This is a genomic window from Sphingomonas sp. BL-S-28, from assembly GCF_055521515.1.
The window spans coordinates 3843466-3863899 of record NZ_CM145484.1 but is presented as its reverse complement, the minus strand read 5'-3'; the positions used below and the strand labels follow the sequence as shown (position 1 = coordinate 3863899).

At 65.9% G+C, this 20434-nt stretch carries 23 protein-coding genes and 1 tRNA gene; 8 read left to right on the top strand and 16 right to left on the bottom strand.

Features of this window, described 5'->3' with window-relative positions; translation table 11 throughout:
• Window positions 1-241: 241 nt before the first annotated feature.
• Window positions 242-1270 carry an MBL fold metallo-hydrolase gene (locus tag ACZ1JC_RS26625; RefSeq protein ID WP_465137299.1) on the bottom strand — a complete coding sequence of 343 codons (1029 nt, stop codon included), beginning with the start codon at window positions 1268-1270 and terminating at the stop codon, window positions 242-244.
• A gap of 200 nt (window positions 1271-1470) precedes the next feature.
• Here ACZ1JC_RS26625 and ACZ1JC_RS26620 point away from each other — a divergent pair, with 200 nt between their 5' ends.
• Window positions 1471-1953, top strand: a complete 483-nt coding sequence (locus ACZ1JC_RS26620) for a hypothetical protein (protein WP_465137300.1) — start codon at window positions 1471-1473, stop codon at window positions 1951-1953.
• A gap of 138 nt (window positions 1954-2091) precedes the next feature.
• Here ACZ1JC_RS26620 and ACZ1JC_RS26615 read toward each other — a convergent pair whose 3' ends face one another.
• From ACZ1JC_RS26615 to ACZ1JC_RS26595, 5 genes are all read right to left on the bottom strand, one after another.
• Window positions 2092-2295: a hypothetical protein gene (locus ACZ1JC_RS26615; RefSeq protein WP_465137301.1), complete on the bottom strand. Its 204-nt coding sequence runs from the start codon at window positions 2293-2295 to the stop codon at window positions 2092-2094.
• On the bottom strand, window positions 2295-2486 hold the full coding sequence (locus tag ACZ1JC_RS26610; protein WP_465137302.1) for a DUF4169 family protein: 192 nt from the start codon (window positions 2484-2486) through the stop codon (window positions 2295-2297). Before ACZ1JC_RS26610 ends, ACZ1JC_RS26615 begins: the two co-directional genes overlap by 1 nt.
• Before the next feature lie 9 nt (window positions 2487-2495).
• On the bottom strand, window positions 2496-3968 hold the full coding sequence (locus ACZ1JC_RS26605; RefSeq protein ID WP_465137303.1) for a helicase HerA domain-containing protein: 1473 nt from the start codon (window positions 3966-3968) through the stop codon (window positions 2496-2498).
• A gap of 84 nt (window positions 3969-4052) precedes the next feature.
• Window positions 4053-4646, bottom strand: a complete 594-nt coding sequence (locus ACZ1JC_RS26600) for a uracil-DNA glycosylase family protein (RefSeq protein ID WP_465137304.1) — start codon at window positions 4644-4646, stop codon at window positions 4053-4055.
• Window positions 4647-4653: 7 nt separating this feature from the next.
• Window positions 4654-5280 (bottom strand): SOS response-associated peptidase family protein, encoded by a 627-nt coding sequence (locus ACZ1JC_RS26595; protein WP_465137305.1) that lies wholly within the window; start codon window positions 5278-5280, stop codon window positions 4654-4656.
• 246 nt (window positions 5281-5526) lie between these two features.
• Between ACZ1JC_RS26595 and thiC the strand changes: the two genes are divergently transcribed.
• Window positions 5527-7425, top strand: a complete 1899-nt coding sequence (gene thiC, locus ACZ1JC_RS26590; protein WP_465148422.1) for a phosphomethylpyrimidine synthase ThiC — start codon at window positions 5527-5529, stop codon at window positions 7423-7425.
• 122 nt (window positions 7426-7547) lie between these two features.
• Window positions 7548-7832 carry a hypothetical protein gene (locus tag ACZ1JC_RS26585; protein WP_465137307.1) on the top strand — a complete coding sequence of 95 codons (285 nt, stop codon included), beginning with the start codon at window positions 7548-7550 and terminating at the stop codon, window positions 7830-7832.
• Window positions 7833-7856: 24 nt separating this feature from the next.
• Here the strand turns inward: ACZ1JC_RS26585 and ACZ1JC_RS26580 are convergent, their stop codons facing one another.
• Entirely contained in the window at window positions 7857-8165 is a 309-nt protein-coding gene (locus ACZ1JC_RS26580; protein ID WP_132387184.1) for an alkylphosphonate utilization protein, read from the bottom strand.
• Between the two features lie 72 nt (window positions 8166-8237).
• Between ACZ1JC_RS26580 and ACZ1JC_RS26575 the strand changes: the two genes are divergently transcribed.
• The 3 genes from ACZ1JC_RS26575 (at window position 8238) to ACZ1JC_RS26565 (ending at window position 11047) form a co-directional block, all read left to right on the top strand.
• Window positions 8238-9002: a DUF72 domain-containing protein gene (locus tag ACZ1JC_RS26575; RefSeq protein WP_465137308.1), complete on the top strand. Its 765-nt coding sequence runs from the start codon at window positions 8238-8240 to the stop codon at window positions 9000-9002.
• Between the two features lie 113 nt (window positions 9003-9115).
• A complete protein-coding gene (locus ACZ1JC_RS26570; protein ID WP_465137309.1) occupies window positions 9116-9718 on the top strand; it encodes a hypothetical protein in 603 nt (200 codons plus the stop codon).
• A 48-nt stretch (window positions 9719-9766) separates the two neighbouring features.
• Entirely contained in the window at window positions 9767-11047 is a 1281-nt protein-coding gene (locus ACZ1JC_RS26565; protein ID WP_465137310.1) for a multidrug effflux MFS transporter, read from the top strand.
• 151 nt (window positions 11048-11198) lie between these two features.
• Here ACZ1JC_RS26565 and ACZ1JC_RS26560 read toward each other — a convergent pair whose 3' ends face one another.
• From ACZ1JC_RS26560 to crtY, 6 genes are all read right to left on the bottom strand, one after another.
• A complete protein-coding gene (locus tag ACZ1JC_RS26560; protein WP_395327998.1) occupies window positions 11199-11345 on the bottom strand; it encodes a lmo0937 family membrane protein in 147 nt (48 codons plus the stop codon).
• Between the two features lie 296 nt (window positions 11346-11641).
• Window positions 11642-12631, bottom strand: coding sequence for a phytoene/squalene synthase family protein (locus tag ACZ1JC_RS26555; RefSeq protein ID WP_465137311.1), 990 nt, complete (start codon window positions 12629-12631; stop codon window positions 11642-11644).
• Between the two features lie 8 nt (window positions 12632-12639).
• The gene (locus ACZ1JC_RS26550) at window positions 12640-13236 is read right to left on the bottom strand and encodes an LOG family protein (RefSeq protein WP_465137312.1); all 597 of its coding nucleotides are present in this window, start codon (window positions 13234-13236) and stop codon (window positions 12640-12642) included.
• A gap of 1 nt (window position 13237) precedes the next feature.
• Window positions 13238-13675, bottom strand: coding sequence for a hypothetical protein (locus ACZ1JC_RS26545; RefSeq protein ID WP_465137313.1), 438 nt, complete (start codon window positions 13673-13675; stop codon window positions 13238-13240).
• On the bottom strand, window positions 13672-15168 hold the full coding sequence (locus ACZ1JC_RS26540; protein WP_465137314.1) for a phytoene desaturase: 1497 nt from the start codon (window positions 15166-15168) through the stop codon (window positions 13672-13674). The genes ACZ1JC_RS26545 and ACZ1JC_RS26540 overlap by 4 nt, the downstream gene beginning before the upstream one ends.
• Window positions 15165-16364 carry a lycopene beta-cyclase CrtY gene (gene crtY / locus ACZ1JC_RS26535; RefSeq protein ID WP_465137315.1) on the bottom strand — a complete coding sequence of 400 codons (1200 nt, stop codon included), beginning with the start codon at window positions 16362-16364 and terminating at the stop codon, window positions 15165-15167. Before crtY ends, ACZ1JC_RS26540 begins: the two co-directional genes overlap by 4 nt.
• A gap of 87 nt (window positions 16365-16451) precedes the next feature.
• Between crtY and ACZ1JC_RS26530 the strand changes: the two genes are divergently transcribed.
• On the top strand, window positions 16452-17024 hold the full coding sequence (locus ACZ1JC_RS26530) for an N-acetyltransferase family protein (RefSeq protein WP_465137316.1): 573 nt from the start codon (window positions 16452-16454) through the stop codon (window positions 17022-17024).
• Between the two features lie 17 nt (window positions 17025-17041).
• Here ACZ1JC_RS26530 and ACZ1JC_RS26525 read toward each other — a convergent pair whose 3' ends face one another.
• Window positions 17042-17701, bottom strand: coding sequence for a response regulator (locus tag ACZ1JC_RS26525; protein WP_465137317.1), 660 nt, complete (start codon window positions 17699-17701; stop codon window positions 17042-17044).
• Between the two features lie 160 nt (window positions 17702-17861).
• Here ACZ1JC_RS26525 and ACZ1JC_RS26520 point away from each other — a divergent pair, with 160 nt between their 5' ends.
• On the top strand, window positions 17862-18746 hold the full coding sequence (locus ACZ1JC_RS26520; RefSeq protein ID WP_465137318.1) for an NTP transferase domain-containing protein: 885 nt from the start codon (window positions 17862-17864) through the stop codon (window positions 18744-18746).
• A 63-nt stretch (window positions 18747-18809) separates the two neighbouring features.
• Here ACZ1JC_RS26520 and ACZ1JC_RS26515 read toward each other — a convergent pair.
• Window positions 18810-18896, bottom strand: a tRNA-Leu gene (locus ACZ1JC_RS26515).
• 536 nt (window positions 18897-19432) lie between these two features.
• Window positions 19433-20419 (bottom strand): quinolinate synthase NadA, encoded by a 987-nt coding sequence (gene nadA, locus ACZ1JC_RS26510; protein ID WP_465137319.1) that lies wholly within the window; start codon window positions 20417-20419, stop codon window positions 19433-19435.
• Between the last annotated feature and the right edge of the window lie 15 nt (window positions 20420-20434).

The following is a 20434-nucleotide window of genomic DNA, read 5'->3' as shown; positions in this document are numbered from 1 at the left end:
CCGCCGTCGACCCTTCATTGCCGTTCAGCCGCCAAATTTCGATGCCCAGGACCGGACCGGCAGCTATCCCGGTTTCGACCAGAAAGCGCCGTTAGCGATTGTGTTTGGAATGGCAGGTCACGCCAGAACCAGCCATTCCCCATTCTGTCCCTGCCATTCTCGGCCGTTCAGCGCTTTGAGGCGTAACCGGAACGGCAGCTTAGATGCGTTCCCGAAAGCCCGCATTTTAGTCGCGGCCGACCTACCCCTCCAACGCATACCCCGCCTCGCGCCAGGCCTGCATCCCGCCATCCAGCGCACTGGCGCGGGGGAAACCGAGGTCGCGCAGGGTGGCTGCCGCCAGCGTCGAGATTTTGCCGAACTCGCAGCAGGTCACGATCTTCACGGTAGGATCGCAGAGCATCGCGTTGACGCGCAGTTCCAGTTGGCCGCGCGGCAGGTGGATCGCGCCGGGGACGTGGCCTGCCTCGAACGCGTCCTTCTCGCGCACGTCCAGCACGACCAGGGCGTTGCCATTGCGGCCGATCCGCGCGGCCAGTTCCTCCAGCGCGATGAAGGGCACTTTGGCGGCGGCCTCGGCCAGCAGTTGGGCCACCGTCTTGCCGCCATGCATGTTGGTGCGCAGTGCCTCGGTCAGATGGGTCGGCGCGGCGAGGTCCAGTTGCTGCATCATCGCCACGAATTCGGCCCGATCGGTCTTCTGCAGGCGCGGGTTTTCGGCAATCTCGGCGCCGATGGTCGAGTGGCTGCGGCCCTTGTAGTCGTGCGCGGGGTAGACCAGCTTATCCGCCGACAGGGTCAGCAGCTTGCCGAAGAGGCTGTCGAACAGCGCCTCGGGATCGCCGCTGGGCAGGTCGGTGCGGCCGGTGCCGCCGATCAGCAGGGTATCGCCGGTGAACACCCGGTCCGCCGCGACGAGGCACAGGGAATCGCGCGTGTGCCCCGGCGTATGCATCGCGCGCAGGCGCAAGTTGCCGACGATCAGCGTATCCCCGTCATCCAACCGCATGTCCGCATAGGGCGCCGGACTCAGCCGGTTCATTACCACCGGGGCATGGAGCAGGTGGGCAAGCTCCCGGCTGGCAGAGAAGTGATCGGCGTGGGTATGCGTGTCCAGCACGTAGCGGACGTGAACGCCCATCTGCCCGGCCAGACCCATATAGCGATCTATCTGCGACTGTTCGGGATCGATCAGCACCGCCGCGCGCGTTTCCGGGCAGGCGAGGAGGTAGGACTGGCAGCCCCCCGTTGCGATTTGCTCGAAAAGCATAGGCGCATCTCCCGGCGATGAAGGCTCTTTCTGCCCGTCTCCATCGGGCCCAACAAGGCCGCGTCTCCGTTTCGGGCGCATATCTTTCGGGTGGGGCGAGCCTTGGCCGGGGTGGATCGAATCCGCACGGCTTGCCTCGGCAGGGGCGGGAATCCTAACCCTCGGCGTCCGGGTCACATTTTTCAGATCAAGGACATATCATGAAATTCGCACTCGCCGCGCTGACCGCGCTTGCCGGCTTTGCCGCCGCCACGCCTGCCATGGCCGATGTCGTGACCGCAGAGGCCAACGTCGCCCGTTCCGAAGGCGATTGGGGCGGCGAACTGGCCGTGGGCGTGCCGGTGGTCCAGGACGGCGGCTTCGCGATCACGCCGGGCGTCGGCCTGTTCTTCCACGACCGCGATCATCCGAACTACTACCACGACAATGGCGACTGCTTCAGCAAGCAGAGCGGCGATCAGGTGTCCGGCGGCAAGTGCGACGATTCCGGCACCAAGGTCTTCGCGAAGGTGGAGGCGACCTATCGCCTGCCGATGTTGTTGGCGCTTGGCGTCGGCGCGCGGCTGAGCGGGGATAATGTGCGGTCCTATGGCACGGTATCGATGCCGGTGTTTCCGCATATCGATGTGAAGGGCAACGTGGGCGACCACTATGTCGCAGCGGGGCTGCAGGCGCGGTTCTGAACTGATGCAGGTCCTCCCCCGTGGGGGAGGGGGACCGCCCGAAGGGTGGTGGAGGGGGCTGGCACAGCGCTGCCGAAAGCCCCATCCGTCAGCGCTGCGCGCTGCCACCTCCCCCGGTGGGGGAGGAGCTTTGGCGGTTTAGCCTTCCAGCAGGTCCAGATAGGCGATCACGTCATTGTCGGTGGCGATGAACAGGCCGTCCTGCACGTCCTCGGTCTGCTGAGAGGCGACCTCCATCGCTTCCCATAACGACCCGTAGAACAGCGTGGTCACCCCGCCGCCCTCGGGGCCGCCGTCAAGGTGGTAGAGCCGCACCGAAGCTTCGCCTGAAGTGGTGCGCATCAGGCCTTGTCCTCTGGTCGTTCGCGCTTGGCTCCATCGACTACGCGGTCGATCCGGGCGACTTCCGCCTCGGTGGCCTTGCGCTCGTTCTTGCTGCGGCCGTGCTGCGCGCGATTGGCGTCTGCCTGCACCTTGCTTTCCGAACGGGCCTTGGCCTTGCGGGCCATGCGCAGGTTGACGATCTCGGCCATGAGACCCTTCTACGCCTCGACGGGCGCGGTGGTAACCCCCAGATCGGGCAGGCCGACGGAGCGCTTGCCGGAAAAGTCCGTGCGCACGACGATCAGCCCGTCCTTCTCAAGGAAATCGAGCAGTCGCTGCACGCGGCGCGGGCTGCTGGTGCCGTAAGTCCTGGCCAGCACCATGTCGTCCGGGCAGGGCTGATCGTTCATCGCGGCGAGCGCGATCAGATAGAACGGCGCCAGCGCATCGTCGGGCACGTGCTTGGCCAGATTGAACAGGTCGAACCACTTTTCGTCGTCCGGGTCCTCGATCCCTGCCAGCGCGGCGGCGAAGCCGCGGCGGAAGGTCGTGGCGTCCAGCCCGCGCACCGAAATGCCCTTCATGCGGCAGCGGATCGTGAAGTCCTGGAACAGCGTGGTGGCCGGCTGGAACGCGCAATCGTCGTCCTTCGCCATCAGGTTCAGGATTTCGACCATCGCCGCGCGGTTTTCCTCGGGCTCCGGCTCCGGGCGCTCGGGGCGCGGGGGCGGGGCGGCGGCGAGGGTGGGCGATTGCTCGATGGAGGCGGACAGGTCCTCCACATCGATCACCGGGCGCGGCGGCGGGCGGTGGAACTCCTGCCGCTCCGGCTCCACGTGCAGATTGTCGTGCAGCAGCTCGCGCAGTTCGTCGGTAGAGGCGGTGGGCAGCGGCATCAGGCCGGGCGTGATCGACTTGGCGCCGGTGCGCACGGTGCCGATGTTGACCGCCACCGGGCGGCGGCTGATTGCCGGGCCAAGGCCCAGGAACTGGCCGCGCGCAAGATCGCGGATCGATTCCGCCTGCCGCCGCTCCATGCCCAGCAGGTCTGCCGCGCGGATCATGTCGATGTCCAGGAAGGTGCGGCCCATCAGGAAGTTGCTGGCTTCCGCCGCCACGTTCTTGGCAAGCTTGGCGAGACGCTGGGTGGCGATGACGCCCGCCAGACCGCGCTTGCGGCCACGGCACATCAGGTTGGTCATTGCCGCCAGGCTGACGCGGCGCGCCTCTTCGGTGACTTCGCCGGCGGCGGCGGGCGCGAACATCTGCGCTTCGTCCACCACCACCAGAACCGGATACCACTGCTCACGCGGGGCATCGAACAGGGCGTTCAGGAACTGCGCGGCGCACTTCATCTGCTGGTCGATTTCCAGCTCGTCCAGCGCCAGCACGACCGAGGCGCGATGCTGGCGGATGCGCGCGCCAAGGCGGACGATCTCCGCCTCCGCATAAGCAGCGCCGTCGATCACCACGTGGCCGAATTCCTCGGCCAGACTCACGAAGTCGCCTTCCGGATCGATCACCACCTGCTGCACGATCGGCGCGCTCTCTTCCAGCAGGCGGCGCAGCAGGTGCGACTTGCCGGACCCGGAATTGCCCTGCACCAGCAGGCGGGTCGCGAGAAGTTCCTTGATGTCGATCTCGATCGGTTCGCCCTGCGGCATCTGCCCGATCACGATGTTGGCGCTCACGAGGGGCCTAATGGCAAAGCCGGGCGGCGGGGCGCAAGGGGGCGGGCCGCCTTTATCCATAGGTAGCGGATCGGGGTGGCGGCCTCAGTCCGCCAGCGCGCTCCTCATGCGCGCCTGCAGTTCGGGCAGCAGCTCATTCTCGAACCAGCGATTCCGCGCCATCCACAGGCGGCTGCGCCATGCGGGATGGGGCAGGGGGAAAAACCCTTCGGGCGCATCGCGCCACTGGCGGACGGCTTCGGTCAGGTTCGGCGCGAATCCGCGCGGCAGGTAGCGTTTCTGTGCGTATTGGCCGACCAACAGCGTCAGCCGCACGTCCGGCAGAGCGGCGCGCAGGCGCGGATGCCACAGCGGCGCGCATTCCGGACGCGGCGGCAGATCGCCGCCGCTGCCCTTGCCCGGATAGCAGAAGCCGCTGGGCATATGCGCCACGCGCTGCGGATCGTAGAAGGTTTCGGGCGAAAGGCCGGTCCAGTCGCGCAGGCGGTCTCCGCTGTCGTCATCCCAGGCAATGCCGCTGGCGTGGACCTTGCTGCCCGGCGCCTGACCGATCACCAGAATCCGCGCGCCGCTGCCGGCCTGCACCACCGGACGCGGCGGGTGCGGCAGGGAATCGGCACAGACGCGGCAGGCGCGGATGGCGGCTAGCAGACCGTCCAGATCGGGCTCCCCCTCCACGGTGCCGCTATCCGGCGACCCGCAGCGAGGTGAGCGAGGACGAATAAGGCGCAACCAGTTCCGCCGCGCGCTTCCAGTCGCCCCTCAGCCACAGATCGTGCGCGGCGGGATCGGCGGGCAGGATCACCGGCATCGTATCGCGCCCCTCGGCCCGAAGCGCGGCATTGGCGGGGGTGGTGAGCAGCGCGAAGCTGGGCACTTCGCTGTCCTTCCACACCGCCGCCATCGCAAAGATCGGCTGGTCCGCCGCGCCGAACCAGCACTGGCGGCGCTTGCCGTCACGCGGATCCACTTTGCCCCATTCCATGAAAGCGCTGGCGGGCACGAGGCAGCGAAACTCGCTGTTGCGCAAGTTGCCGATCCAGAACGGGCTTTCCAGACTGCGCACGGTGAGGATGCCGTGGCGCCTTTCATCCCAGCCCTGCGGCGGCGGTGGTACGCCCCAGAGGCGGGGAATCATCCGGCGCGGCAGGCGCTTTTCCGGGCGTGGACCCGCCACGAATTCGCGCCCCATGGTGATCACCGGCGCAAAGCCGCCCGCCGAAACCGAGCCGCCGGGCCAGGGATCGTCGCCTGCATCGAACCCGAAAGTGCGGGCAACTTCGCGGGCGGGCGCGTCAAGGCGATAGATCATCGGCATGTCTGCTTCGGGCCCTAGACGCAGGAAAAAGCCGCGTCTATCGTCCCGCCATCCCCGGGGAGCTTGTGCCCAAGGCTTTCGAATCCCGAAAGCCGAACGGAAACAAATGGCTGAGAGGGGCAGGTCACGCTGCCCGACCCGTTGAACCTGAACCCGTTAACACGGGCGGAGGGAAGGGCGGGCCACAGGACACTTCTGTCGCGACCTTTCTTTCGTCCATAAGTCGAAGGAAAATCGCTTATGGCCGACATCAATTCCAAACTGGAAATCGGCGTTACCACCGGACCCATTCGCGGGTCGAAGAAGATTCATGTCGGGCCGCTTGGCGTCGCCATGCGGGAAATTCACCTTGAACCCGGATCGGGCGAGGCACCAGTTCGTGTCTACGACACTTCCGGTCCTTACACCGATCCCAGCGTAACCATCGACATTGCCGCCGGCCTTGCCGCCAAACGCCGCGAATGGATCCTCGCCCGCGGCGACGTGGAGGATTACGAGGCCCGCGCGGTGAAACCGGAGGACAACGGCCAGCTCGGCCCGGACCGTTCGGGCGGCGTTCCGGCGTTCCCCAACGTGGTAAAGCGCCCGCTGCGCGCCAAGCCCGGCATGAACGTCAGCCAGATGCACTACGCCCGCCGAGGCATCATCACGCCGGAGATGGAATACGTCGCCGAGCGTGAGAACCTCGGCCGCGCGATGCTGAAGGAATATGCGCGTGACGGGCAGGCCAGAGATGGTGAAAGTTGGGGTGCCGCGATCCCGGACTACGTGACGCCCGAATTCGTGCGCGAAGAAGTGGCGCGCGGCCGGGCCATCATCCCCTCCAACATCAACCACCCCGAAAGCGAGCCGATGGCGATCGGCCGCAATTTCCTGGTCAAGATCAACGCCAATATCGGCAACTCCGCCGTCGCCTCGGATGTGGCGAGCGAGGTGGACAAGATGGTCTGGTCGATCCGCTGGGGCGCGGACACGGTGATGGACCTGTCCACCGGGCGCAACATCCACGACACCCGCGAATGGATCATTCGGAACTCGCCCGTGCCGATCGGCACCGTGCCGATCTATCAGGCGCTGGAAAAGGTCGGCGGTATTGCCGAGGACCTGACTTGGGACGTGTTCCGCGACACCCTGATCGAACAGGCCGAACAGGGCGTGGACTACTTCACCATCCACGCCGGCGTGCGCCTGCCTTTCGTGCCGCTCGCTGCTAAGCGCGTGACCGGCATCGTCAGCCGGGGCGGTTCGATCATGGCCAAGTGGTGCCTTGCCCATCACAAGGAATCGTTCCTCTACGAACGCTTCGACGAGATCACCGAGATCATGAAGGCCTACGATGTCGCCTACTCGCTGGGCGACGGCTTGCGCCCCGGCTCGATCGCGGACGCCAATGACGAGGCGCAGTTCGCCGAACTCTACACCCTTGGCGAACTGACCAAGCGCGCCTGGGCGCAGGACGTGCAGGTGATGATCGAGGGGCCGGGCCATGTGCCGATGCACAAGGTGAAGGAGAACATGGACAAGCAGCTTGAGGCTTGCGGCGAGGCGCCGTTCTACACCCTCGGGCCGCTCGTGACCGACATTGCGCCGGGCTACGACCACATCACCAGCGGCATCGGCGCGGCCATGATCGGCTGGTACGGCACGGCGATGCTCTGTTACGTCACGCCCAAGGAACACCTTGGCCTGCCGAACCGCGACGACGTGAAAGTGGGCGTCGTCACCTACAAGCTGGCCGCCCATGCCGCCGATCTGGCCAAAGGCCATCCGGCCGCCAAGGTCCGAGACGATGCGCTGTCCCGCGCCCGTTTCGAATTCCGCTGGCGCGACCAGTTCAACCTCAGCCTCGATCCCGACACCGCCGAGCAGTACCACGACCAGACGCTTCCGGCCGAGGGTGCCAAGTCCGCGCATTTCTGTTCGATGTGCGGGCCGAAGTTCTGTTCGATGAAGATCAGCCAGGAAGTGCGGGACTTCGCGGCGAAGCAGAACCAGCCGAGCACCGGCTTCATCGCCGCCGAGGAAGGCGGCAAGCTGGCCATTCTTGAGGCAGAGGCGGGCATGGCCGAGATGAGCAAGGTGTTCAAGGAAACCGGCAGCGAACTCTACATGGGCGCGGGCGGCCGAGAGCACGACTGAGTTCGGCTGCAATTCCCGAGACCCCGCTTTTTGCGCTGCATTGCAAGAAAAGCGGGGTCTTCCGCCTTCGCACCTGCGGAATGGGGTGCTAGGATGAGGGCCCCCTCAGGAGCCTCGATTCCATGCGCAACCCCACCGCCGACTGGATGAAGCTGGCCACCGACAGCTATTTGCTATGGGCCGATTCCATGATGGTGATCGGAATGCGCACCTCGGACATGATGACCGGGCGCGGCAGCAGCCATGAAAACGTGCGCATGGTCACCGAAAAGGTGCAGGCCAATGCGGAATTGGCGGCCAAGCTGTTCTGGGGCGGCCCGACGACGCCCGAACGCGCGGCGCACAAGGCCGTGCGCCATTATCGCAAGCGCGTAAGGGCCAACCGCCGCCGACTTTCGAAGCGGTAAGGGGGAGGGCGCGCCTCGCCTGGATCACCGCTTGCGCACGAACTCCGCGCGCAGCACCAGACCCTTGATGCCGGGATACTTGCAGTCGATTTCCTGCGCGTCGCCGGTCAGCCGGATCGAGGGGATCAGCGTGCCGCGCTTCAGCGTCTGGCCGGCGCCCTTCACGTCCAGATCCTTGATCAGCGTTACCGCGTCGCCATCGGCCAGCAGGTTGCCCACCGCGTCGCGCACTTCGATGGTGTCCGCCGCCGCGCGTTTGGCCGCGAGTTCGGATGCGGGCAGCCATTCGCCGCTCTCTTCGTCGTAGATATAGTCTTCGTCGTCGCCCGACATGTCGTATTCTCCTGTTTTTCAGGCCCATGACAGGGCAAGTTGGGTTTGGCGAGCACCAAGGAGAGGTTGGGCATGAGCGCAGATAATCAGGGCAGCGTCCACATCGGCATCGGCGGCTGGAGCTATGACCCCTGGCGCGAGACCTTCTACCCCAAGACCGTCTCCAAGGCGCGCGAATTGGAATATGTCGGCCAGAACCTGACCGGAACGGAGATCAACGCCACCTTCTACGGCCGCCAGAAACCCGCCAGCTACATCAAGTGGCGCGATACGGTGCCGGACGGTTTCCGCTTCACGCTGAAGGGGTCGCGCTATTGCACCAACCGCAAGAACCTTGCCGAAGCGGGCGAGAGCGTGACCAACTTCGTCGAACAGGGCATCGTCGAACTGGGCGAGAAGCTGGGCCCGATCAACTGGCAGCTTGCCGCCACCAAGAAGTTCGACGCGGACGAGATCGCCGCGTTCTTCGCCCTGCTTCCGAAGGAGCATGAGGGTCTGCATTTGCGCCACGCCATCGAGGCCCGGCACGAAAGCTTCGACGATCCCGCCTTCTTCGATCTGGCGCGCAAGGCCGGAGTGGCGGTGATTCTGGCGGAAAGCCCGAAATACCCGGCCTTCGAAGCGGCAGCGGACGCCGCGCCCTTCGTCTACGCCCGCCTGCAAAACGCCCGCGCCGAGATCGAGCAGGGCTATCCCGACGCCGAACTCGACGCGTGGGCGGGGAAAATCCGGGGCTGGTCGAAAGACGGCAAGGATGTCTTCGTCTTCTTCATCGCCGGCGACAAACAGAGGAACCCGGCGGCAGCCATGGCGCTGATCGCGAAGCTGGCAGGATGAGGGGCAGTGGTCGCTCCACCCCTCCATCCCGCTCAGGATGAGCGGGATGGAAGGGGAGACTTGGTCCAAGCCGGTCGCTCGGAACCTCCATCGCACTCCTCCGTTCCCTTGAGATGAGAAACCTCCTCGCCGCATCCTTGCTCGCCGTGGCCCTTGCGGCCTGTTCCTCCGAACCCGCCAAGGCGCCCGAGCAGGCCAGCGAGACGGCGACCGCGCCGGCTGTGCCGGATGAGGCCGTAACCGAGGTCCCCACGGCTCCGACGTCCGCCGCGCCTGCGGCCGGTACCAACGTGCTGGCACTGGAAGGGCTGGGCGATCTGCGCATCGGTGAGCCGGTACCGGCCGGATCGTCCTGGGCAGAGCGCGGGGCGCAGGCGTCCGACACCTGTCGCACGGTCACCTCGCCGGACTATCCGGGCGTCTATGCCATCGTCGAGCAGGGCAAGGTGCGGCGCATCACGGTGGGTGAGCGATCGCAGGTCAAGCTGGTCGAAGGCGTGGGCGTCGGTTCCAGCGAGGCGGATGTGACGAAGTGGTTCGCCGGCTTCCGCGCGGAACCGCACAAGTACGAGGCGGCGCCGGCCAAGTACCTGACCGCGCCCAACGCCAAGAGCGGCGATCCCGCGCTGCGGTTCGAAATCGATCACGAGGGCAAGGTCAGCGCGATCCACGTCGGCACGATGCCCGTGCTTGCCTATGTCGAAGGTTGCGCCTGAGCGCCCTTAGGGCTGGCGCTCGCTTCGCACATGCGGCATGGGCAAGTCATGCGTTCCCCCGATGCCCCCGATGTCAGGTCCGACCGCTTCCCCATGGGGGAAGTCGAATTCGTCCTGCTGATGGCCTCGCTCCAGGCGCTGATGGCGCTTTCGATCGATGTCATGTTGCCCGCGCTGGGCGCGATTTCGCACGATCTGCGACTGACCGATCCCAACCAGCGGCAGCTTATCGTCGGCGTCTTCCTGATCTGCTCCGGCCTGGGATCGCTGTTTCCCGGCGCGCTGGCGGACCGGTTCGGGCGGCGGCCGGTGGTGCTGACCGCGATCGCGGCTTACGTGATTACCGCCTTCCTTTGCGCGATTTCCGGCAGTTTCATGCTGCTGCTGATCGCGCGCGGGTTCATGGGGGCGTTCTGTTCGGCGATGATGGTCATGCCGATGACCATCCTGCGCGACCGGTTTGATGGCGACCGGATGGCGCGCACGCAGTCGCTGGTGGCGATGACGTTCATGGTGGTGCCGATGGTGGCGCCGATGATCGGGCAGACCGTGCTGCTGTTCGCCGGCTGGCGCTGGATCTTCGGGATCATGTGCACGATGGGCGTGATCGTGCTGGTCTGGAGCTGGATGCGCCTGCCGGAAACGCTCCACGCCGATTATCGCCAGCCGATCCGGCCGCGCGTGATCGCCGGCAACATGGTGATGGCGATGAAGGAGCGCGCCTCGCTGGGATACTTCCTGGGCGCGGCATTCGTGCAGGGCGCACTGTTCGGCTACATCAACTCCGCCCAGCAGCTGGTGGGTGAACATTTCGGCGCCGGCACGCTGTTTCCGGTGGTGTTCGGCGGCATGGCGCTGGTCATGGCCTGCAGCAACTTCGCCAATTCGCGCATCGTGGAGCGGTTTGGCGCCCGGCGCGTCTCTCACGCGGCGCTGTGCTGCTACATCCTGTTCGCCGCGATCCACCTGGTGCTGGCGATGCGGGGTGAAAGCCTGTGGATGTTCATCCCGCTGATGACGGCGACGATGTGCATGATGAGCTTCATCGGCGCGAACTTCCAGGCTATCTCGCTCCAGCCCTTCGCGCGGATCGCGGGGGCGGCGGCCTCTGTCATGTCGTTCGTGCGGACGGTGCTGGGCGCGGCGCTGGGATCGCTGATCGGGCAGGCGTATGATGGCACGGCACGGCCGATCCTGGCGGCGATGGTGGTCTGCGGGCTGACCTCTTTGGCGCTGGTGCTCTATTCGGAGAAAGGGCAGCTTTTCCGCCGGGTCAATCCGCCGGGCTTCTACAAGGCCCATCCGCCAGCGGCGGGACACGAGTTCTGACGGTGATTCGGGGGCGCACCACCCCCGAATGTCATTCCGCTATGGTGGTTAGAGCATTTTCCAATCAGATGGAATCATCTGATGACTCGGAAAATGCGTCAAACCAGAAGCTTAGAGCAGTTGATCCGATGCAATCGGATCGGAAACTGCTCTAGACCCTTCGACCACGGAACAGCTGCACCAGTCCGACGACGATCGCGACGACCAGCAGCACGTGGATCAGCGCGCCCGTAACGTGGAATACGACGAAGCCCAGCAGCCACAGAATGATGAGGATGGCGGCTATGGTGAAAAGCATGGCATCTTCTCCTTGGTGAGATACCGGTACAAACGCGCAAGGCCTCACTTGGCTGCAAATGAATGCGGCGAATGCAACTCGTCTCAGGGGAGGGGCAGGCGGCAGATTGCAACGTTTGCAGCTGTTGCCGCGCCGCGGCGTGCCGGGCATGGTCCGGATGCGACCGCGAATCGCCCTTGCGCGCATCCCGCTGCCGCCCTTCGGGTCCACCGTTCAATACGATAGACAAGCGAAACAGACCGGCCGGGATAACCGACCGGTCTGTTTCGCTTGTGGTGCAAGCTGCCTTTGAAGGTTTAGTTTGGGCTGGGTGGCGGGCGCCGGTGGGCCATGTCGGCAAGTTCGCGCCGGGACACGGCCGGGCGCGGCGCCTGCGTTTCCGGCTGCAGCCTTGCACGTGCTTCGCGCCACGATTGCCAGAGCAGCGCCGCCTTGCGCGGGCCGGATACGCGCACGCGGTGGTCCCAGGCATGAGCGCCCAGTTTCTCCACTTCGCGCGCGATGTCGCCATAGATATCGGCGGCGGCCAGCACCGCCCAGCGTTGACGGAAAGCCAGCCGCGCCGCGCCTACACGCGCGGAGGCTTCGTAGTCCCGCGCCAGCGCACAGGCGCGCGCCACCAGCGGCACCAGCGCGCCGCGATAGTGGGGCTTGGTCACTTCGCCGGGCGGAATGTCCGCTTCGGCCAGCCATTCCTCCGGCAGATAGCAGCGGCCCAGCGCATCATCTTCCCAGACGTCGCGCACGATGTTGGCCAGCTGGAAGGCAATGCCAAGGTCGCAGGCGCGGTCCAGCGTATCGTCGTCGGCCGGGTCCACGCCCATGACCAGCGCCATGATCACGCCCACCGCGCCGGCCACGTGATAGCAATAGCGCAGCATGTCCGCCTCGCTGCGTGGGCGCCATCCGCTGGCGTCCAGCGCGAAGCCGGCCAGCACGTCCTCGATCAATCCATCGGCGATCGGCACCTCGCGCCGCAATTGGCCCAGCGCGTCGAAGGCCGGGGTGCCGGTGCCTTCGCCCGCAAGCGCGAGTTCGGTCAGCGTGCGGATCGTCGCCAGCCGGTCCTGCGGGGCGAGGCGTGTGCCCAAGGGAGCCCGGCGCGCGGCCCGGCCGTGGTCCTGCTCATCGGCAATATCGTCGCAGGCCCGGCACCAGGCATAGAGCAGCCACACGCGTTCGCGCGTGGTCCGATCGAACAGCCGGCTGGCCGCGGCAAAGCTTTTCGAACCCTTGCGGATCGAGCTTTGCGCGGCTTGCACCAGGTCTGCGCGATCGGACGTCATGGCCGGTCCTAGAGCGTGCTGGGATCCATTTTGACGATCGGCACGATCGGCTCATGCGCCGCCATGCGCGTCAACAGGGGTTCCAGTTCGGTATCGTCGATGATGATGCCCTGATGCGCCGGGCGGACGAAGCCCACTTCGGCCATGTGGCGGTTGAAGGCCAGCAGCAGGTCGTAGAAGCCGAAGGAATTGAGCACGCCCACCGGCTTGTCGTGATAGCCCAGCTGCGCCCAGCTGACCGCTTCCCATAGTTCGTCCATGGTGCCGACGCCGCCGGGGATGACCACGAAGCCGTCCGACAGGCGGGTGAATTCCGCCTTGCGCTCATGCATGGTCTTCACGATGTGCAGTTCGGTGCAGTCGTTGTTGGCGACCTCACCGCCGCGCCCGTTGCCGCCGACGAGCGCTTCGGGAATCACGCCGATCACTTCGCCGCCTTCGGCCAGCGCACCGGCCGCCACGGCGCCCATCAGGCCCAGCCGGCCGCCGCCATAGACCACGCCGATGCCCTTGCGCGCCAGCGTGGCGCCCACTTCACGGGCCAGTTCGATGTAGCGCGGGTCGGCAGGGGTGGCCGAACCGCAATAGACGGCGATACGCTTCATTTCAGTCGATAACCTTCAGTTGTACCGCCGCACCATCGGGCAGATCGCGTGTCTGCCGCGCCAGGTCGCCGGTTAGGTAGATCAGTTTGACCAGATCGATGCTGATCAGGTTCTCGGGCGCATAGTCGCCCGCGATCAGGGCCGGAAGCGTCAGGCTGTAGACTTCCCCCATCCCCGTCCAGCCCAGCCGCTTCGTCGCCGCATCGATCAGCGCATCGGCGCGCCAGATCGCCTGCGTTTCCTCCAGCGCCATGTGATCGCGCGCGGCCGCTTCGTCGCCCAGCAGGGTGACGGTGCCCATTTCGGGATCGACATAATGGAACGCGCCGGCCTTGTCGGTAACCAGCAGATGCCCCATCAGGCTGTGCGCCACCACTTCGGCGAAAGTCACGCCGGTCCAGCCCCACGCGGTGTTGAGGGCGTTGACTTCGCGGCTCATCGCAATTGCTCCACCATCAGCTTGGCGGTCGCCTTGGCACTGCCGACCACGCCGGGAATGCCCGCGCCGGGATGGGTGCCGGCGCCGACGAGGTAGAAGTTCTTCAGCTTGTCATCGCGGTTATGGCCGCGGAACCACGCGCTTTGCGTCAGCAGCGGCTCCAGGCTGAAGGCATTGCCCTTGTAGGCGCTCATGTCGCGTTCGAAATCGGGCGGGGCATAGTGGAACTTGGTGACGATGCGGTCGTCCAGATCGGGGATCAGGCGGCGGCTGACTTCGGCCAGCACGCGCCGTTCCAGCACCGGGCCCACTTCGTTCCAGTCCACCGGCAGCTTGCCCATGTTGGCCACGGGGACAAGCGCATAGAACGTGCTCTTGCCCGCCGGCGCCATCGACGGATCGGTGACGCTGGGGTGGTGCAGATAGATCGAGAAATCGCGCGGCAGCACGCCGTGTTCGTAGATGTCGTCCAGCAGGCCCTTGTAGCGCGGGCCGAACAGCACGCTGTGATGCGGGATGCCCGGCCAGGTGCCCTCCAGCCCGAAATGGACGACGAAGACGCTGGGCGAGAAGCGCTTGTGCGCCAGCTTCTTCGCCATTTCCTGCCCGCGCAGGCTGCCCGCCAGCAGATCGCGATAGGAATGCATGATGTCGCCATTGCTGGCCACCGCGTCGAACCGGCCCTTCCAGCCGCTTTCGCATTCCACTTCGGTCACGCGGTCGCCCACCGTGTGGATATGCGCGACCTTGTCGCCCAGCCGGATGGTGCCGCCGATGCGTTCGAACTGGCGGGCCATCGCCTGCGCCAGCTTGTTGGTGCCGCCGCGCGCCCACCAGACACCGCCGTCCTTTTCCAGCTTGTGGATCAAGGCATAGATCGCGCTGGTGGTCATCGGATTGCCGCCCACCAGCAGCGTGTGGAACGAGAGCGCCTGGCGCAGATGCTCGTCCTTCACATAGTGCGAGACCATCGAATAGACCGATCGCCACGCCTGATAGCGGGCCAGTGCCGGCGCCGCCTTCACCATGCTGGAGAAATCCAGGAACGCCTGGTGCCCCAGCTTCACGTAGCCTTCCTGATAGACCCCTTCGGCGTAGTGGAGGAATTCTTCGTACCCGCCGATATCGTTGGGGGCGACGCGGGCGATTTCGCGGCGCAGGACATTGTCGTCGTTCGAATAATCGAACGTCACGCCGTCGGTCCAGTTGAGCCGGTAGAACGGCATGACCGGCATGATCTCGACATCGTCGGCCATGTCATGGCCGGACAGCGCCCAGAGTTCGCGCAGGGCAGCGGGGTCGGTGATGACGGTGGGGCCGCCGTCGAAAGTGAAGCCGTCCACCTCGCGCACCCAGGCGCGCCCGCCCACGGCATCGCGCGCTTCGATCAGGGTGGTTTCGACGCCGGCGTTCTGCAGGCGGATGGCGAGGGCAAGCCCGCCGAAACCGCCGCCGACCACACAGGCCCTGCTGGAAATGACGGTGGTCATCATGCCGGACCCCGCTCAAGTCCCAGGTCGGCAAGCGGCCTGCCCCCGCCCGAAAGGCTGGCCAGCGCCGCGCCCAGCGGCACCGGTGGGCGGCCGATCAGCAGTCGTGCCCGGTCCGCCATCGTGGAGCGGCCGGCGTAGAAACGCTCCACCAGCGGCTGCGGCAGGCGATAGAATCGTTCGAGTACCCGCCATCGCGCACCCGGCGGTGCGGCGGCGAACAGCATGCGAGTCAACATCCGGTAATAGCGCCCCCCGCGCCAATGGTTTGCGGCCCATGCATGGCTGACCCTTCCTAGGCTGATGCCGGAGAGCTTGTCGAGAGTGGTCAGATGATGCGCGAAACGGGCGGCGTCGGGAAGCGAATAGGACGTCAGCGGATGAACCAGAGCTGCACGGGCCCCGGCGCGTGCCATTTCCGGCGCTTCGCCGGCGGCCCAGAAACGTTCGAAATCGCCATCGGCGATCACCGGCAGCACGCCGGTCTCTTCGTATTCCACAGCGGTGACGTCCCAGCCGGCAGCGCGCGCATAGTCGGCGATGCGGCCGCGCAGCAGGAGAAGGTCCAGCACCGGGCTGTCGGCATAATAAGTGTCCTCAAGGAAGATCTCGTTTGCGGAGAAGGGCAGGGCATAGACAAAGCGGTAGCCGTCCGCCTGTTCCACGCGCGCGTCCATCACCACCGGATGCTCCAGCCCGTGCGGCCGGGCGGTGCGCAGCATCTGCCCGGCGAATTTCTGCCAGCCGCCGGCCATGTGCGGCAACCCGCGCGTACCGCGTGCGTCGATCACGGCGTCGGCCTCGATCCTGCTCCCATCGGTCAGCGTCACCGATGTGGGGGCGGCGTGCCGGACTTCCGCGCCGGTGAGCAGCGTGCCCTCCGGCACCGCCGCGCGTACGGCGGCATCGAGATTGCGGCTGGTGACGCTGGCGTAAGGCGTGGAGAGGTGGCGGGAGAAACCGGGAAAGTGCACATCGTACCCCGGCCAGCGCGCGGCGACCATCGGCAGGACCAGTTCACGCGCGGCCGGCGTCAGGTCGCTTTCGAAGAAGGACCAGACGTGCTCGCCCCCCAATGTTTCGCCGCGCTCGATCAGAAGAACGCGCAATTCCGGGCGGTGACGCGCCATGGCAAGCGCGATCAGCGATCCGGCAAGACCGCCGCCAAGGATAGCCAGGTTGCACGTGCGAAGCTCCATCGTCCTGACGTTTAGGGAAGCCGGGGCCATGTCGCAACGTGGCAGGACAACTTGGCAGGCTTCGTTGTATGCTGCATATTTGTGACGATGAACGGGGATTTGACCATCTGCGACGCCCGGCCGGACGATGCCGGGGCCATCGCGTCGATCTATGCGCACTACGTGCTGGAAAGCACCGCGACTTTCGAAACCGAACCGCCTGCGGAACTGGAAACGCGCCGCCGCATCGGCGCGACGCTGGATGGCGGATACCCGTTCCTGCTGGTGCGCGACGGCAACGGGGACGGCCGCGTGATCGGCTTCGGTTTCGCCCAGCGCTACGGCCCGCGCGCCGGCTATCGCTATAGCGTGGAGACGACGATCTATGTCGAGCCGGGCTGCGTCGGGCGCGGCATCGGCAGTCAGTTGCTGGGCGCTCTGCTGGACCAGTGCGAGGCGCGCGGGTTCCGGCAGGCCTTCGCGGTGATCGCGGAGAGCGAGCCGGCATCGGTGGTGCTCCACGCCCGCGCCGGCTTTCGCCCGGTGGGCACGCTGGCGGCGGCGGGCTGGAAACACGGCAAGTGGCTGGACGTCTTCGTCATGCAACGCCAGTTGGGCGAGGGCGATCAGACGTTGCCGGAGCCGGAAACGATGCGGACCGGCACGAACGGCGGGCGCTGATCTGCGGATGAGGGGCTCTAGCCGCGAAAGTCGATGCGGTTGGCCAGGATCACGGCCTGCGTGCGGCTGAACACCTGCATCTTCTGCAGGATGGCGGAGACATGGGCCTTCACCGTCGTCATCGAGACATCCAGTTCGTAGGCGATCTGCTTGTTCAGCATCCCGGCGGTGAGCCGGCCCAGCACCACGCGCTGCTGCGGGGTCAGGCTGTCTATCCGCGCGCGGATGGAGGCTTGCTCGGCCGCATGGGCATCGCGTTCGGCAGTTTCGATCAGGGCAGGGCGGTAGATCGCCCCCGCCAGCACCTGTCGCAAGGCGGAGAGAAGATCGTCGGGCTGCAGCGATTTCGGAAGGAACCCGCTCGCGCCTGCCGCCAGTGCGCCGTGGATGGCATCGGGATCGGTCAGGCCGGACACGATGGCCACCGGTGTTTCCGGAAACCGCGCGCGCAGGGTTTTGAGGTCGGACAGGCCCGCGCGCCCCGGCGCCGGCAGGTCCAGCAGGATCAGATCGACCTTGCCCGCCCCCGCCATGCGCTCGGCCGCTTCGGGTAAGTCCGCCGCCTCCAGCACCGCGCAGGCGAACGCCTGCTGCAGCACGGTGCGCAGACCGTCGCGGACCAGTGCATGACCGTCGATGACGATTACGCGTTCCGGATCACCGAGCTTCACCGGCACGGCACGTCCTCCCCTGGTTGCCCCTGCGCTGTCGTCCGGGATTTTACGCCGATACGGACCGGTCTGCCACGAAGGCATGATCGGGACTGGAGCAATTCACCGGATGGGCGCGCAAAAGGTCACGGCCCTGTCACACGCGCGCGGCATAGGCGCGGAGGTAATGGCTTCTACGGATCTCCCTGACAGCCTGGAAGACGAACCGCAGCCGCTGCGGCTTGTAGTGCTTGCCGGGCATGGACCGCGTTCCGCCCTTCGCGGGGCCGATGCGCTTGCCCAGCATTTCGGGCAGAGCCATCGCTGCCTCGTGCCGCTGGCCGGCCGCCCGCTGATCGCGCATATCCTGCAGACCGCCGCACAGCATCCGCGCGTTACCAGTCTGGCGATCTGCGTGGAGCGGCAGGCGTTCGATCCGGTGTGGGACGTGCTGACCCAATTGCCCGGACGCGGCACCGTGGCGCTGGTGGAAGCGCAAGCAGACATTGCCGCCAGCGTGCGCGCGGCGGCGAAGGATTGGGACGGACCCTTGCTGGTCACCACCGCCGATCACGCGCTGCTCTCCGCAGACTCGATCGACGCGATGATTGGGGCGCTGGAGGCGGCAGACGTGGCCTTCGCGCTGACCCGGCGTGAGGCGGTGGAGGCCGCGCATCCGTCTGCCGGCCGCAGCTTCATTGCGATGCAGGACGGCGAATTCGTGGCCTGCGACCTCTACGGCATGGCATCGGCGCGCTTCGTCGATGCCGTGAACGTGTTTCGCGGCGTCCGCACGTCGGACCGCGAAGGGCTGCGCATCTGGCGCGCCATCGGGCTGGTGGGCTTCGTGATGGTGCGGCTGGGCATGGAAACGCTGTCCGGCGCCGTCATCCGCGCCTCGCGCCGGCTGGGCATGCGCGTGCGCGCGGTCGTGCTGGCGGACGGCACGCAAGCGATCGATGTCGACGATGAGCGGACGCACGCCATCGTGCGCGACCTGCTGCATGATCGGGGTGAGCAGGCGGACCCGAGCCGGGAAGCGGGCAGAAGCGCAAAGGCGGCTTTCGCCTGACGCACTGCGCCGGTGGCCCGAAGGCTTTGTTAAATACCGATTTTCAGGGATTTACCAGGGTGATGGTGCGGTCGAGAAGACTCGAACTTCCACGGGCTTTCGCCCACAACGACCTCAACGTTGCGCGTCTACCAATTCCGCCACGACCGCACTGATCACCGGGGCTGTTTGGAACCGCCCCGTGGTAGGAGCGCGCCACTAGCAAGGAGCTTCGGACCCTGCAAGCGATTCGGATGCGATTATTTATGCACAGCGCGATTTTTTTCCGTTTTTGGGCGGAAAGGCGCGGATTTTCGGGGTTTTTGCGAGAAAGAAAATTGCGAGTGCTTGTATTGGTGGGCCGGAGCGGCGTGTGGCGGCATTCCGGCGGCCGGGGTCTCGGCATCGAAATCGTGCCCGGCAGGGCGTTGGGAAGCGGCGATCCGATATAGCCGTCGTGCCTACGCTACGGCTCCAATCCACCCCAAACCCCGTCATCCCCGCGAAGGCGGGGATCCCGCTTATCTTGCGGCATACGAGAGGGGGCAGAAGAAAGCGGGGCCCCCGCCTGCGCGGGGGCGACGAGATGCTTTCGGTAAGCCCACGCTGCTTTTCGCCGCCAGGCGGGGCCACGGTTGGCGTCGCTCTGGGTTGCTTCGGCGGCTTCGCCCCCTCGCAATGACGAAGGGGGCGATTGGGGGAGCGCCTCAACGGTTGCCGAGGTCGCCCTTGCCCACGGTGCCGCTGGCCATGTCCAGCATGCGGTCGAGGCTCTTCTTGGCGTCGAGACGAAGCTGCTCGTCGATCTCGATGCGCGGCTCCAGATCGCGCAGGGCGATGTAGAGCTTTTCCATCGTGTTGAGCGCCATGTACGGGCAGATGTTGCAGTTGCAGTTGCCGTCCGCACCCGGCGCGCCGATGAAGGTCTTGTCCGGGATGGCAAGCTGCATCTGGTGGATGATGTGGGGTTCGGTGGCGACGATCAGCGTCTGGGCATCGGTGGTCTTGGCATATTGCAGGATGCCGCTGGTGGAGCCGACATAGTCCGCATGGTCGACGATGTGCGGCGGGCATTCCGGGTGCGCGGCGATCGGCGCGGTGGGATGCTGCGCCTTCAGCTTCAGCAGTTCGGTTTCGCTGAACGCCTCGTGCACGATGCAGACGCCGGGCCACAGCAGCATTTCGCGGCCAAACTTGCGCGACAGATAGCCGCCAAGGTGACGGTCCGGGCCGAAGATGATCTTCTGGTCGGCGGGGATCTGCTGCAGGATCGTCTCGGCGCTGGAACTGGTGACGATGATGTCGGACAGCGCCTTCACCTCGGTCGAGCAGTTGATGTAGGTCAGCGCGATGTGATCGGGATGCGCGGCGCGGAAGGCGGCGAACTTTTCCGGCGGGCACGAATCTTCAAGACTGCAGCCCGCTTCCATGTCGGGCAGCACCACGATCTTTTCCGGCGAAAGGATCTTGGCGGTTTCGGCCATGAACTTCACGCCGCAGAACGCGATCACATCGGCATCGGTCTCTGCCGCCTTGCGGCTGAGTTCCAGACTATCACCCACGAAATCGGCCAGATCCTGCAGTTCCGGGCGCTGGTAATAGTGCGCCAGGATCACCGCATTGCGCTCCTTGCGCAGCCGTTCGATCTCGGCACGCAGGTCGAGCCCGGAAAGGTTGGCGGGAATTGCGGTCATGGTGTCCCTCTGTCT

Bases quoted from the DNA above. Each gene is read 5' to 3' on its own strand.
- ACZ1JC_RS26585 (WP_465137307.1), top strand. From the start codon at position 7,548: ATGCGCAACCCCACCGCCGACTGGATGAAGCTGGCCACCGACAGCTAT.
- ACZ1JC_RS26550 (WP_465137312.1), bottom strand. From the start codon at position 13,236: ATGAAGCGTATCGCCGTCTATTGCGGTTCGGCCACCCCTGCCGACCCG.
- ACZ1JC_RS26560 (WP_395327998.1), bottom strand. From the start codon at position 11,345: ATGCTTTTCACCATAGCCGCCATCCTCATCATTCTGTGGCTGCTGGGC.
- ACZ1JC_RS26520 (WP_465137318.1), top strand. From the start codon at position 17,862: ATGGCTTCTACGGATCTCCCTGACAGCCTGGAAGACGAACCGCAGCCG.
- crtY (WP_465137315.1), bottom strand. From the start codon at position 16,364: ATGGAGCTTCGCACGTGCAACCTGGCTATCCTTGGCGGCGGTCTTGCC.
- ACZ1JC_RS26530 (WP_465137316.1), top strand. From the start codon at position 16,452: ATGAACGGGGATTTGACCATCTGCGACGCCCGGCCGGACGATGCCGGG.
- ACZ1JC_RS26580 (WP_132387184.1), bottom strand. From the start codon at position 8,165: ATGTCGGGCGACGACGAAGACTATATCTACGACGAAGAGAGCGGCGAA.
- ACZ1JC_RS26620 (WP_465137300.1), top strand. From the start codon at position 1,471: ATGAAATTCGCACTCGCCGCGCTGACCGCGCTTGCCGGCTTTGCCGCC.
- ACZ1JC_RS26545 (WP_465137313.1), bottom strand. From the start codon at position 13,675: ATGAGCCGCGAAGTCAACGCCCTCAACACCGCGTGGGGCTGGACCGGC.
- ACZ1JC_RS26615 (WP_465137301.1), bottom strand. From the start codon at position 2,295: ATGCGCACCACTTCAGGCGAAGCTTCGGTGCGGCTCTACCACCTTGAC.
- nadA (WP_465137319.1), bottom strand. From the start codon at position 20,419: ATGACCGCAATTCCCGCCAACCTTTCCGGGCTCGACCTGCGTGCCGAG.
- ACZ1JC_RS26570 (WP_465137309.1), top strand. From the start codon at position 9,116: ATGAGAAACCTCCTCGCCGCATCCTTGCTCGCCGTGGCCCTTGCGGCC.
- ACZ1JC_RS26555 (WP_465137311.1), bottom strand. From the start codon at position 12,631: ATGACGTCCGATCGCGCAGACCTGGTGCAAGCCGCGCAAAGCTCGATC.
- ACZ1JC_RS26595 (WP_465137305.1), bottom strand. From the start codon at position 5,280: ATGATCTATCGCCTTGACGCGCCCGCCCGCGAAGTTGCCCGCACTTTC.
- ACZ1JC_RS26565 (WP_465137310.1), top strand. From the start codon at position 9,767: ATGCGTTCCCCCGATGCCCCCGATGTCAGGTCCGACCGCTTCCCCATG.
- thiC (WP_465148422.1), top strand. From the start codon at position 5,527: ATGGCCGACATCAATTCCAAACTGGAAATCGGCGTTACCACCGGACCC.
- ACZ1JC_RS26540 (WP_465137314.1), bottom strand. From the start codon at position 15,168: ATGATGACCACCGTCATTTCCAGCAGGGCCTGTGTGGTCGGCGGCGGT.
- ACZ1JC_RS26610 (WP_465137302.1), bottom strand. From the start codon at position 2,486: ATGGCCGAGATCGTCAACCTGCGCATGGCCCGCAAGGCCAAGGCCCGT.
- ACZ1JC_RS26575 (WP_465137308.1), top strand. From the start codon at position 8,238: ATGAGCGCAGATAATCAGGGCAGCGTCCACATCGGCATCGGCGGCTGG.
- ACZ1JC_RS26625 (WP_465137299.1), bottom strand. From the start codon at position 1,270: ATGCTTTTCGAGCAAATCGCAACGGGGGGCTGCCAGTCCTACCTCCTC.